The following is a 13129-nucleotide window of genomic DNA, read 5'->3' on the forward strand; positions in this document are numbered from 1 at the left end:
AATGATATACTGAGTTATCTCAATCAAAGGGAGATGTTTATAAGGTGTTTAGATTCGTTATCCTTCCATTGCTTCTTGTGGCCTCCCTTTCCGTTGCTCAAATTCCCACTTACCAGGAGGTCAGAAACGATTTTGGAATGGCAAAGGATTTTGCGAGTCTTCTCAAAATACCCGCTGAGGAGTACAGCTTCTTTGTTTCAGGAGCCTCCAATTTTCTCGATGTTCTCGATGTCAGTGAAGGAATCTCTTACTTGAAAGAAGGAAATTACGACAAGGCTTTCGAAAATTTCTCAAAAGTAGGCGTCTCCCAGATTGTGAACCTGATTCCTTACGTCAACACAATGCTCACCGTTCTAAGCTTCTCCCAGCCTTTCTGGGACAAAGTGGAAAAGTACGTTTTCGATCAGAGAATACAAGAGTCTTCGCAGAAATTTGTGAATTTGAAGATGAAAGAACTGGAAAAAATCCTCGAGGAAGATCCGCTCGCTTTCAAGGGAGAGGATTTCAAAAGATGGTTGGAGACAGATGATTCCATCGAAGTCAGAGATTTCCTTGAAGACATATTCGTAAACGAGGGAATGAAGCACGGACTCTACAACGTGGGAAACAAGGTTTTGAACGAACTCGACTTCGCATCCAAACCCTGGTATGAGAAACTGAAAAAGCTGTATTTGAACTTCTCCTACAAAGCGTACACAGTAGACGAAGTCAAGCACTTCTGGATCACACAGTGGAGGAGGGAACTTTTCAAACGTGGAGCGGAATACGTTCTCAAGAGAAAAAAAGAAGCGCTGAACTACTTTCTCTCAGAAAGCACCGTGAACATCACTCTAAAAATCAACAGCCCTGAAATGTTCGTTCTCACAGTTCCCGAACTCAACCTGAGTGCACAGGTACGGAAAGAACACAAGATCTCTTCTTCACTGAAAGATATGAAATCAAGACAGATCACCATCGTTTTGAAAGATCTCAAAGGCAACACTGTTTACACAAAGGTACTCGATGAGAAAGATCTCTTCTCAAGATACGATCCGTGGCTTTCAGACAAGAAGAGCACCTATTACGTTAAAACCGTCAACATAACTCCCACTTACAAGAGGGAAATTGTGAAAAATCTTCGCGTTCAACTTCCTGAGGAGGTCAAATCTGCCACGGTCACGATCAAGACTCAAAAAACAGATCTTCACGTTGAGAACTCTCCTTCTTTCTCTCTGTCAGACCTGGTTTTAACCCTGGACGAAGAAATAAGGGTGGAAGCCGAGATAGTCGATTCTGCCACAAAAACACATCTGATGGTTTACGAAACGTTTGTTCCATCGTCCGGCGAAATCGTGTTGGATGAACCGAAGATGTCCAAAATACAATTCGAAAGTGAAGAAGAGTACAGTGCGTACCTCAAAGAATTAAAGAAAGAATTCCTCGAGAATGTGGATGATCCAAACGCCGTGAAGGTACTTCGGAAAAAACTGGAGGAAGCCTTCTACGCTTTTCACGCTAACCCACTCGCTCGGTCTTCTTTTGAAGTCATCTCGTATTCGCGAAAATTCATAGGTGATGAATACAGACTCACGGACGAGGAATTTCTCTTCGAAAGTCTCGACGACGAATTCTCCTCCCTGAACCGGAAGTTTCAGGAAATCGATTCGGAATGGGGGAAAATCACTTACAACGCTCGAAACCTTGAACACATCTCTTCCAGAACACTCGATAAGGGAGCGGTCATACCGGCCTACTACAGGTACGTCGTACAGGCAAAAGAAGACCTCCAGAAAGAAATAGAAGAAATGAAAAGCAATCTTGAAGGAATTCTGAACAGATTCTCGGAAATTTTAGAGCAAGCAGAAGAACTCAGAAAGAATGTTGATCAAAAGATCGCACTCGATATTCTTTTCGAGACTCATCTGATCATGAAAACTTCACAATTGATAGGGAAAATTCAGGAGAAAATCGATGAAGCGATGAGCAGACTGAACGATCTGGAGAGTATGGAAATCAAAACCGAAGAATATCTCGATACCTTTTTAGCTCTGGTGAACAATACCTACAAAAAGGCGGAGATTTACAATACACTTGTCGATCAATGGAATCTTCTGATGAAACAGGGCGATGAGATAAAAAGGAGTATTGAAGAATTCAAACCCGAGTACGTTCATCATCTGACAGAGCTGATGAAATACGACGGCATTAACCTCTTTTATCTGAGAGAAAACGAGCATCTTGGAGCGATCGGAATCGACGAGATAGCAGCCAGAACTCTCCAGGAGTTTCTGAAAGAAGAAGAGCTCGCAGAGCGATCTGAAGCGTTCAACCAAGCCGTGAGAAAGACTCGAGAACAAATACAACAGTATCACGTTTTTCACTATTACATCTCTTTGACAGACAACGACCTGAAAGTTGACAAGAACTACAGATTGGTCGGTAATTATTATCGCTATTCGATCGACTTCTTCGACAAAAATTTTCCGTACAAGAGCATAGGGATTTCACGTGAACTGGAAAACGTTCCTGAACTTTTGGAAAAGTTCTTTCGGCTCAGGGAGAAACTAGAAGGAGAAGATCCGGAAGGAGACAGATTGAGAAAAACACTCGAAAGACTCTACAGCCTGTCTTCGTTTGACACCGTAGAGGAATTCAACGCAATTATAGACGAATGGACAGATCTATACGAAGCCTACAAACAGGAAGATCCCTTCAAAACCAGCGTACTGTCTTACTCATACATAAACAAAGACGGTCGAACAGTTCAAAAAACATATCCAACCTATGACTTTCTGAGATGGCTCTCACAGAGAAACAGAAAAAATCAGGAGTACATCCTCAACAACTATCTCAGAAGAATCACTGACGATCCAACAAGGGAAGGTTACGAGATTCGAGATCCCAGTGCTATTCTCGAGAATCACCTGGTCGAAGCCACAATAAAAGTCCTCCCGAGCTACAAATCCGGAATAATGTCGGAAATAGATTCCCTCAAAAAAATTAGCAGAATGAAAAGAAAGAGGAAAGAAGAAGAGATACAGAAGAAAATCATGACAGATCCGTTCGCTGCCGTGGGAGCAAAAGTGCCAGAAGAAATCAAAGACTGGCTCTTGAGACGTTTGGACGTCACACACCCGGATCTCTACGAAGAGTGGAACAGAACCACCTCTGAACTTCAAGCGTATCTCGAGGAGGTGACAAAGCAGTGAAGAGGGGTATTTTGATCCTGTTTGTTCTTTTCTCGGCTGTGCTCTTCACTCAGAGCATCGACAAAGTTAGATTCGATTCCGGGAAATTTTTGGTTTTTGTGGGATCTGTGTCGAAAGAATCCGTTTCGTTCGAAGGAGTGGATCTGTGTTACATCGGGAACAACTACAACTACGTTGAAGATGCCATCATTGATGGAGAGAACATTCTCGAGATATACGCTTACAGGCGGGCAAGCGGAGATGGTTTCATCGTGAGGTACAGAAAAATCGACTCCAATGTCTGGGATTACAGAGAACCAACCTACAACAACATCTGGAACATTCCTTATGAAGATGTATCGCTCTACCATGGAGAACTGTACAGTCTCAACAACGACTTTCTGTTTCTCGGAAGTGTCGGGCTCGATGGAGAGAATTTTCTATATCTGATGAGAATCGACAAGGAAGGAAACATTCTCGATGAGAAAGAACTGGATTTCGAGAATTTTCTGATCAACGAAGCGAGCGAATCAGGAGTAGAATTTCTTGCCTACAAGAGCATCGGTTCTGGACATTCCTCTGCTTACCTCTGTCAGGTGTTCTCTTATTCAGGTTCTCTCTCTGAGAAAGGAAAACAGTTCAAGCTGGATTATCTTCCGGACTTTTTCGCAAACGGAAAGTACTACAGAGCTGAAGGATGGATGAACAGAGAGATGACCGTTTACGAGTTCGGAAAAAAGAAGAGGAAAAGAACGGTGAAGATTCCTTTCTCCATACCAAGCGGTGGCGGTGGATATCCGGTTCTCGGTCACACGGATGATTCTTTTTTCACTCTGGGCTTAGATTACTCAACGTCCCACACCGTCGTTATCGAAATCGGTTTGGATGGAAAATTGAAAAAGACCTTCGACCTCACAAAGGCCATCATGGAAAAGTACGGCCTTGAGAGCCTTGACTATTTCGAGATTGGAGAAAAGAGGATATTTCCTGTTCCCTGGAGCATAAATCTGATACATGAAAACAACAGGTTGCACATCTTTTACCTTCTTGGCTTCACCGCGTACAATTATTATCGCGGAATAATGGTCCAGAGAATCTCTGTGGAATGGTAGTTAGCTTTTCGAATTTCTTATAGTAAAATTTCAACTGTGATGCCATCACAGACAAAAACGCTGGAGGTATAACATGGATCTAAGAGTTCTTCTTTCAGGTCTTGCTTATTCCACGATATTCGGACTTTCTTTTCTTTTCACGAAGAACGCTCTCGATTATGTAACTCCCCTGACTTTTCTTTCATTGAGATTCATCGTGGCTTTTCTCTCTTACCTTCTCCTCTTGATAACTGGTGCTGTGAAGCTTGGAAAGAAACCCTACTGGAAGCTCTGGAAACTCGTCCTGTTCCAGCCTGTGCTTTACTTTCTTTTCGAAACGTACGGTCTTCAAAGAGTGAACTCCTCAGAAGCCGGTATGATAATCGCCCTGATCCCAGTTGTTGTCAACCTCCTTGCTCCTTTCATTCTCAAAGAAAAGGGAGATCTTCTTCACTACCTTCTTGTGGGAATGGGTTTTCTTGGAGTTTCATTTATAGTTGGTTTCAACATCACACCGGGAAACATCGCCGGGAAAGTCTTCATGCTCCTCGCCGTTCTCTCTGGAGCGATGTACAGTGTGTTCTCGAGAAAGTTTTCAAAGGAGTTCACGCCAACTGAAATCACCTTCTTCATGATGATGACCGGAGCAGTTTTCTTCACCCTTTTGAGTCTTTCAACGGGCGATTTCAGACCGGTGTTCAACGTTCATGTGGTAATCGGTGCCCTGTATCTCGGTGTTCTCTCTTCCACCGTCGCGTTTTTCCTCCTCAACTACGCCATAAGGAAAATGTCTCCCATCTTCACCACCCTCTTCTCCAACTTCACAACGGTGGTTTCTGTGATAGCGGGGGTTGTTTTCAGAAACGAAACGGTTGGCACTCAACAGATTGCAGGGATGGGATTGATAATATCTTCTCTGATAATCATGAGTCTCAGAAGGAGTTATAAAAGGCTATCAAGAGCGCAGAAACTTTAACGATCTAAAACTTTCAAACACCACCAGGAAGGCAAAGAAGTGGTAAAGAACGATGAATGTGCTCACAATGAACAGATGCGTTCCTGTAAGTTCAGTGTTTCCATGTGCAAGTCCACTTACGTTGGCATAGACTTGTGAAACGATCAGATTGAGAAGCGCCAGCGAAAGGGCCACTGCCAACCTTCTGAAATCTTTTTTCATCAGTGCAAGGACAACTACAACACCCAAACCTCCCACCAGTGTGAAAACGAAGAGCTCCGCCGGCATGAGAAAATCGTAGAGAAATTTTCCCCTCATCACAAGAACCAACAACGAGAGAAAGACAGGAATCGCAAGTGGAAGTACTGTCAGTGTCGAAAAGACAGTGCCGATAATTTTTGCAATTTTATCTCTATACATCTCACATCACCTCCGGCTATATACTAAACCCTTTTGGTCACAGAATTCAAGAAATTTTTCATGAAATTTTTATTTTTGTTTCCAAAAATGATATAATAGGTAACGATATGGTTTATATCGCATACTTCTGTTCGAGGGGGGAAATGTATGCCGGAGAAAAGCCTCTACGAAATGGCAGTCGAACAATTCAACCGTGCCGCATCACTCATGGATCTGGAATCAGACCTTGCAGAGGTTCTCAGAAGACCAAAACGTGTTTTGATCGTTGAATTCCCAGTGAGAATGGATGACGGCCACGTCGAAGTCTTCACCGGATACCGTGTGCAGCACAACGTTGCGAGAGGTCCAGCCAAAGGTGGTATCAGGTACCACCCCGATGTCACACTCGATGAGGTGAAAGCCCTCGCATTCTGGATGACATGGAAGACTGCTGTGATGAATCTGCCTTTCGGTGGAGGGAAGGGAGGAGTCAGGGTAGATCCAAAGAAACTCTCAAGAAACGAGCTTGAAAGACTCTCAAGAAGGTTCTTCTCAGAGATTCAGGTGATAATAGGCCCGTACAACGACATACCTGCACCAGATGTGAACACGAACGCAGACGTGATGGCGTGGTACATGGATACATACAGTATGAACGTGGGTCACACCGTTTTGGGAATTGTAACAGGAAAACCCGTGGAACTGGGAGGATCAAAGGGTCGTGAAGAAGCCACGGGTCGTGGTGTTAAGGTGTGTGCAGGGCTTGCAATGGATGTTCTGGGAATAGATCCAAAGAAAGCAACAGTTGCCGTTCAGGGATTTGGAAACGTGGGTCAGTTCGCCGCTCTTTTGATTTCTCAAGAACTCGGATCGAAAGTCGTTGCGGTGAGCGACAGCAGAGGCGGTATCTACAATCCCGAGGGGTTCGACGTGGAGGAGCTGATCAGATACAAAAAAGAACACGGAACGGTCGTCACATATCCGAAGGGTGAGAGAATAACCAACGAAGAACTTCTGGAACTGGATGTTGACGTTCTCGTCCCTGCAGCTTTGGAAGGTGCCATCCACGCTGGAAATGCGGAAAGAATAAAGGCAAAAGCCGTGGTGGAAGGAGCAAACGGTCCCACAACACCTGAAGCCGACGAAATCCTGAGCAGAAGAGGAATCCTTGTGGTACCAGACATACTCGCCAACGCCGGTGGAGTTACGGTTTCTTACTTCGAATGGGTTCAGGACCTTCAAAGCTTCTTCTGGGATTTGGATCAGGTGAGAAACGCCCTTGAAAAGATGATGAAAGGAGCATTCAACGACGTTATGAAAGTAAAGGAGAAATACAATGTCGATATGAGAACAGCTGCCTACATTCTTGCGATCGATCGAGTTGCGTACGCCACGAAAAAGAGAGGTATCTATCCCTGAAAAAAGCCCCACCTTCCCGGTGGGGCTTTGTATTCATCGAACTTCAACCCACGGATACTCTTTTCTTGCCAGTTCATCCACAGCCTGAAGTAGTGCCACTCCCGCTTCTGTCAACGCGTTTTCTGTGATGAATTTAGATATTCTGGCGAGGTTGACTGTATCATCGAAGGTCTCCGGATCAACACCGAGTTCTTTTTCTACGACTTTCCAGCTCTCCGGGTTTATCCTGATCCTTTTCTCCTTCATCTGAAGTCCGCCGTGCGTTCTTATAGCCTGAAGAAGTCTGATCACAAGGGGTGTCACCGGTGCTTCCACATCATCAGAAACAGCAGAGAGAGCTCTCTTCATGAGCTGACCCGCTTCTGTGAGCGTGACAACGTCTGTGGGCAAAATCTCCACCAGATTCTTCGCTTCGAGACTGTCGAGCGCAATTCTTTCCTCCTCTGAAAGATTCATATCTTCGATGAAAACACCCGCTTTGTACGGAACCTTTCTGAGAACCTTCATTTCTGTGTTCGTTATGAGCGGTCTTCTCTCGGCTTCGACAGAAAGCCTCGCGTAGAGGCGACCAGAAGAAGTGGGAGCAGCATCGCTGACAAGACCTTCTTTTCTTGCCTGTTCATACCATTCCACGTTTGGAGCTGCGAATTCTTTCTTCGTCATAGTGATTGATTTCACACCGACAGCCGTGACACTCCTGAGGTTCTTTCTCTGATCTTCAAGCACTTCTTCACCATAGCTGGTCAACTCGTAAACGAGCGTCCTCCTTGCTCCGTGTCTGTGTTCCCTCGATTTCAAAAGGCCAAAACCTTCAAGGTTGTAGAGTGCAAGCTTCACGGTGAGATCCTTTCTCTTCCACTCCCAGTCCACTGCCTTCTCTATCTGCTTTGGTTCTGGGAAGACATCATCTTCCTTTTCATGCCTCTTCCAGAGCTTGACGATCACTTCCAGGAGCCTCGCTTCGTCCTCCGAGATCTGGAAAGCGGGGGTCATGAGGTAAGGACCCTTTTTGTATATCTTCCACGCAAGGTAGAGATGCTCCGCCAATGGGTGAAGCTCTCCCGTCCAGTCGATGAGGCCTCTTTCGAGAAGTGCGTTTCTTTCAAAATCACTCAACTGATTCCCTTCGTAAGCCTTCGCGACGGTGTCCAGAATGAGTTCGTCGAGAATCAGTTCATCCGTCACAACAAGACCCTTTCTGAGTGCCGCTCTGATCTGCTGTCCTAGTCCTGTGAGGGCGTAAACATCAGACCTTGGAACAGAGAAGGCTATCATCCTCATCGCTTCAAGCTGGAGAAGTTCATCTCCTCCCACAGGAAGCGTGCTGGACTCCCCCGGACCCTCCACCATCTTTCTCAGGTACTCCGCAACTTTCGAGTTCACGACCAGTCTGGGATGTGACGCATGGTAAATCTCATCGAGAGTGTAAGCGTAAGGTGTGAGATTTCCTTCCTTCGCGAACCCTCTCTCTTCAAGCGCTTTAGTGACTTCTCCTCTTACCCTTGACTGAGCTAGCTTGGAGTATCTGATCATGGAAATGACTTCCGAGCCGATCCACCTGAACGAGTCGTCCCATTCCTCAGGATTCTTCAAGACACCTTCTTTTATCATGTCGATGAGGAGTTCTCCAAGAATGCTACCAGAAAAGGTCAGATCGTACATCTCAACACCGACGGGTTTGACCAGCCCAGCGAGTTCAAGGTGCCACAGCGTTTCTCTGTCGAAGTCCTCCCATCCCTTTACGCTGAACTCTTCTCCCTTCTCGTAGAGCTTTTTCAGCACGATTGCATGTCTTTTTGTTACAATCATCACTGCCACCTCCTTTCATACGAAGTTTGTTGAGTTCTCTCTATAATTATTTTATCACCTAATGCTGATGAAAACAGGAATAGAAGGCAATCCATTCGGACTGGTACCTATTCCCACGTAGAAACCACCGGAGGAAATATCGTTCATGTTCAAAAATCCGCCAACTGTGATATAGAACTTGAGCCCTTCCATGTACACCTCCTGAAAAAGGTGATCATAGATAACGTGCCATTCTTTTCCATTGGAAAATCTCAGTCGAGCAACTCCCAGTGTGTTTCCCGTGTTTCTGAGAAGAATAAAACCATCGAAAAGTTCTGCACTGTTTTTGAAAAGCGTCTGGGCAAAAGACACGTCGTAGGAGAAATCCTCCGGGTTTAAAAGCTGAAACTTGAGACTCGCGGAGAAACTTCCGTCTTTTCCAAGCGCTGAAGTCAGGCCGGTGAAACAGAACAAACTGTTCAGATCGAAAAGGTGTGAGAGATCATCATTGAGAAGATTCAGAGACACCTTCAAAGAGGAAGGCATACCCAGCAGATACGTTCTGAGATCGACACCCACTCCTATGTTGTTAGCGGCTCCTGCTTCACTGTTCAGGGATGTTTGGGTCGAACTGAAGTTCATTTCAAAGGTAACGTCGAGTCGTGTGTTTGCGGAAACAGGAAAATCACCTAAAACTCCCGTCAAACCAAAGCTGTAATCTCCAGAAGAGGAGTAGTCACCGTACGCTGTGAAATTGTCTCTGGAAACCACAAAGCCGGTGTATTGATTGAAATTTCCTTTCAAATCAACAGACGGCATCAAAAACAGGAAGGCGTTGTTTTCCACACTGGAGAAGGTGAAAAAGAGCGAAAAAGTACCGTCAAAATACACTGGAAACCACATCGCAGGCTGGAAAAACTTCCTCAGTCTGAAGCCGAACTCGTCTCCAGTGGAAAACTCTCTGTCTTCTATCACAAAAGGTTCACTCTTTTTCACTTCGACCACCACAGGTTCCATACTCAGACCTTTTCTGTAAACACCTGTTCCCCCTGTCTGGCCGTATGGGATGTAACTTATGTAGTAGATTTCATTTCCATGTATCACAAAATCTTCCACAAGGCTCTTCGATGAAAGTCTGTACAGTTCTTTCTTCTCAAGATCGTAGTAGCAGGAAACGGTGTGATCTCCTTCCACCTGAACGAATATTATTCCATCTTTCCAGAACTTCACGTACGGCCCTTTCATTGTTCCATTGTTCAGTTCAAGAACGACTTCTCCGTTTGTTTTCAGAACGATAATGTCGTTCTTCTCTGTGAGAAGAGCAACAAAACGACCTGATACGTCCATGTACCTTATGAACTCGTCGAGCGTGACGTGAAACTCCGGTCCTTCTATCGTTGTTTTTCCAGTCTTCGTATCGTAGAGGGCAAGGTAAACCTTTCCGTTTTCCACATCGAAAGCGCTTATGTTCCCCTTTGAAATCTGTCTTCCACCCTTCACATCCCACAGGACATTCTCGTATCGACCAGAGAATTCTTCTTTAGAGAGTACATAAATCTTCTCTCCATCGATTTTCACGTCCAGAACGTTTCTCACGGGAATCTCCTGAACTTCTTTCCCATCCAGGTCAAGGATCTTCAAAACCTGTTTTTTCATCCCCGTGTACGAAGTGGAGGGCCCGTACTCTTCCGAAAGGACAACCAGATGGTCCCCGTACAGATCGATCTTGTGAAGCCAGGTGTTTTTTGCGCTGTATACAAGATCTCCCTGAGGGTACTCGTGTTTTGTGAGAGAATAGATCCAGTCCGTGTAGATCTCTTCGCGCGTTTTTCCAAAGACCTTCTCGTATGGGTCCTTGAAACCCTCAAAGGCAAAAGTACTGAACGTTCTGGAAGTTTCCCTGAAAAATTCCTTCACTTTCTCAAGGCCGTACGTCTCCACAAGGTAGCTGTAAAACCCGGCTGTGAAGTTGTAGTACAGAAGCCCGTCTCTGTAGTCGTCATCGGGTGCTACTTTTATGTAACCAGGAGATGGAAAATTGGAAAGTGAGTAGTAGAACAGGCCGTTTGAGAAGAAAGGATTGTTTAGTCTTCCAGATGAGGCCGAGAAAGAGCTTTCGTTGAAAACGGTAACACCCTCCACCAGGTCGCTGAAGAGTTGGGGATAAAGAGGAATTCCCGTGAGTTTTGTTACCGTCTTTCCTATTTCGTCCTGATAGGTGAGATGGCACATATGGGAGAACTCGTGAATGAGAACGTAAGCGTACCAGTCCTCGAGAGGAAGACGAAAAGAAATCCAGCTTTCAGGAGGCCACAGGTAGATCACTATCGTTTTATGAAAGAAAGGCATCGTGTAGCCGTTCGAGATGGTACCCCTATCTTTGAGAACGATCGTTATCCGTCCCGGGTCGTTTCCAACGAGCTCTATCACCTTCGGCCTGATCGCCTCGAAGATGTTTCCGACAAGAACGGCGTTTTCAAAGTATCCTTCTGGATAAACAACATCCGCGTGCTCGAAGTTGAGAACACCGGAGAAGAGTTCTGCAACAAGTAAAAGAACGACGGCAAAAAACAACCTCTTGATCAATGTATCACCCCTTCCTTTCGTTTAACCACTTTCTCAACGTCTCGGCTTTCTCTACCCTGCCCAGTTTCAAATATGCCTGATATTCATACTCCAGGGATAAAACCGGTATTTTCATTCCATGTGTTTCTACAAACCTTTTGTATTTGTTCAAATCTACGGGATCTTCCCAGGTTCCATCTTCGAGCCGTTTTCGAATATCTCCCATAATTTCAACTTTTATTCCATCGATAATTAATTCACCGAAATGAGAACAGATTTTTTCCGTGGAAGAAAACCTGACCTTTTTGCTTACGAACTCAGAGAAAATGCGTTCGATTTCATAAGCTCCTTCTTCATCAGTTTGAATGTCGATATCGTGAACTTCAACAGGAACTCCCTGCAGCGCAAAACTGAGACTACCTGTAACTACCCAGTTCACTTTCTCATTTTTCAGTCGGTCGTATATTTTACGAAGAACGCGAAGATATTCGGGCCTTATCATCTTCTCATCTCCCCAGACAGCTTTTCATCTAAATCATACTTTTCACCATTATGTTATCACTCCAGAAAGTCAAAAAGAGAAACTTTTGTAACTTCCGCCCCCGGAAGCAACTTCCGACCCCAGAAGTGATATGATAAGAATGGAGGTGATCGACTTGCTTTTCTCCCTTACTCCCAAGACGAAAAAGGAAGATCTCTTCGATAGAGAAAGAGAACTGAAAGACCTCGAAAAACTGCTCGAAACCTATCCGATCGTTGTGATCACCGGCCTGAGGCGGGTTGGAAAGTCCTCCCTTGTGAAAGTCTTTCTGAACAAAAGCGATCTTCTACACATAACCGTGGACGGAAGAAGACTCTACGAGACATCGGGGGGTAACATCTCGTCCCATCATCTCACAAGGTTTCTCGGAGAGGAGCTGTCCAGAATATCGAAATCTCAGAAACTTCTGAACGTTCTCAAGAGGGTCCGTGGAATCACAGTGAGTGGAACATCGATAGAACTCAATCCAAAGGAATTCAGTCTTTCCGATCTTCTCGAAAAGCTGAACGAAACGGCAAAGAGGCGGAAGAAAAAGATAGTCATCTTCTTCGATGAGGCGCAGTATCTCAGATACTACGGTTCTCGCGGTGGAAACGATCTTCTGGCACTCTTTGCCTACTGCTACGACAACTTCGAAAACGTGCGCTTCATCATCAGTGGTTCAGAAGTCGGCGTTCTTCACGATTTTTTGAAACTCGAAGACTACAGCTCACCCCTCCATGGCCGTGGAATAGGTTTTCTCACGGTGAGACCGTTCACCTTCGATCAATCCGTGGATTTCCTCATGGAAGGCTTCCGCGAAGTGGGAGAGAAGATCAACTTCGACGTGGAAGAAATTGTGAGAGAAATAGACGGTATAGTGGGGTATCTTGTCCTTTTTGGAGTGAAGTACCTCGAAAAGAAGAAAAAAGATGAAGCACTGAAAGAGGTGTTCCATGCCGTGAAGGCTCTTTTTGAAAAGGAAATGGAAGAGCTCAGAAAAAGGAGCGAAAGGTATCCATTCATATTGAGACAGATCGCAAGGGGAATAAACACCTGGTCTGCCCTGAAAAACATCTTCCGCGCAAAAGGCGACTTCATCGGTGACTCCCGATTGTACTCCCTCCTTGAAACTCTGGAAAAGATGTCCTTCATAGAAAAAACGCAGAGCGGATACAGAATAGTTGATCCGGTTTTTGAGAAGATCCTGAGCGAATGAAACGGA

At 45.1% G+C, this 13129-nt stretch carries 9 protein-coding genes; 5 read left to right on the forward strand and 4 right to left on the reverse strand.

Translation table 11 applies throughout. The annotated features are described in order from the left end of the window. Positions 1–44 precede the first annotated feature (44 nt). The 3 genes from TRQ2_RS09880 (at position 45) to TRQ2_RS09220 (ending at position 5234) form a co-directional block, all read left to right on the forward strand. Positions 45–3188 (forward strand): hypothetical protein, encoded by a 3144-nt coding sequence (locus TRQ2_RS09880; RefSeq protein WP_012311341.1) that lies wholly within the window; start codon positions 45–47, stop codon positions 3186–3188. Next, positions 3185–4279, forward strand: a complete 1095-nt coding sequence (locus TRQ2_RS09215) for a hypothetical protein (protein ID WP_012311342.1) — start codon at positions 3185–3187, stop codon at positions 4277–4279. Before TRQ2_RS09880 ends, TRQ2_RS09215 begins: the two co-directional genes overlap by 4 nt. A gap of 73 nt (positions 4280–4352) precedes the next feature. Then, positions 4353–5234: a DMT family transporter gene (locus TRQ2_RS09220; protein ID WP_012311343.1), complete on the forward strand. Its 882-nt coding sequence runs from the start codon at positions 4353–4355 to the stop codon at positions 5232–5234. Here the strand turns inward: TRQ2_RS09220 and TRQ2_RS09225 are convergent. Then, positions 5214–5633: a hypothetical protein gene (locus TRQ2_RS09225; protein WP_012311344.1), complete on the reverse strand. Its 420-nt coding sequence runs from the start codon at positions 5631–5633 to the stop codon at positions 5214–5216. The two genes, TRQ2_RS09220 and TRQ2_RS09225, sit on opposite strands and share 21 nt — an antisense overlap. A 147-nt stretch (positions 5634–5780) precedes the next feature. On the opposite strand from TRQ2_RS09225, the gene gdhA reads away from it, so the two are divergent. Continuing rightward, positions 5781–7031, forward strand: coding sequence for a glutamate dehydrogenase (gdhA, locus tag TRQ2_RS09230; protein ID WP_012311345.1), 1251 nt, complete (start codon positions 5781–5783; stop codon positions 7029–7031). Between the two features lie 33 nt (positions 7032–7064). Here the strand turns inward: gdhA and TRQ2_RS09235 are convergent, their stop codons facing one another. From TRQ2_RS09235 to TRQ2_RS09245, 3 genes are read right to left on the reverse strand one after another with little or no spacing between them, the layout of a single operon-like run. Next, positions 7065–8840, reverse strand: a complete 1776-nt coding sequence (locus tag TRQ2_RS09235) for a DUF505 domain-containing protein (protein WP_012311346.1) — start codon at positions 8838–8840, stop codon at positions 7065–7067. Positions 8841–8894: 54 nt separating this feature from the next. Further along, positions 8895–11405, reverse strand: a complete 2511-nt coding sequence (locus TRQ2_RS09240; protein ID WP_012311347.1) for a hypothetical protein — start codon at positions 11403–11405, stop codon at positions 8895–8897. 4 nt (positions 11406–11409) lie between these two features. After that, the gene (locus tag TRQ2_RS09245) at positions 11410–11886 is read right to left on the reverse strand and encodes a hypothetical protein (RefSeq protein ID WP_004080525.1); all 477 of its coding nucleotides are present in this window, start codon (positions 11884–11886) and stop codon (positions 11410–11412) included. 154 nt (positions 11887–12040) lie between these two features. On the opposite strand from TRQ2_RS09245, the gene TRQ2_RS09250 reads away from it, so the two are divergent. After that, positions 12041–13123: an ATP-binding protein gene (locus tag TRQ2_RS09250; RefSeq protein ID WP_041434378.1), complete on the forward strand. Its 1083-nt coding sequence runs from the start codon at positions 12041–12043 to the stop codon at positions 13121–13123. The last annotated feature ends 6 nt before the right edge of the window (positions 13124–13129 follow it).

The sequence above is a fragment of the Thermotoga sp. RQ2 genome, from assembly GCF_000019625.1.
In the GTDB taxonomy this organism is placed as follows: Bacteria; Thermotogota; Thermotogae; order Thermotogales; family Thermotogaceae; genus Thermotoga; species Thermotoga maritima.

Coding starts and splice junctions, on each gene's coding strand:
- TRQ2_RS09235 (WP_012311346.1), bottom strand. CDS start 8,840: ATGATTGTAACAAAAAGACATGCAATCGTGCTGAAAAAGCTCTACGAG.
- TRQ2_RS09220 (WP_012311343.1), top strand. CDS start 4,353: ATGGATCTAAGAGTTCTTCTTTCAGGTCTTGCTTATTCCACGATATTC.
- gdhA (WP_012311345.1), top strand. CDS start 5,781: ATGCCGGAGAAAAGCCTCTACGAAATGGCAGTCGAACAATTCAACCGT.
- TRQ2_RS09225 (WP_012311344.1), bottom strand. CDS start 5,633: ATGTATAGAGATAAAATTGCAAAAATTATCGGCACTGTCTTTTCGACA.
- TRQ2_RS09245 (WP_004080525.1), bottom strand. CDS start 11,886: ATGATAAGGCCCGAATATCTTCGCGTTCTTCGTAAAATATACGACCGA.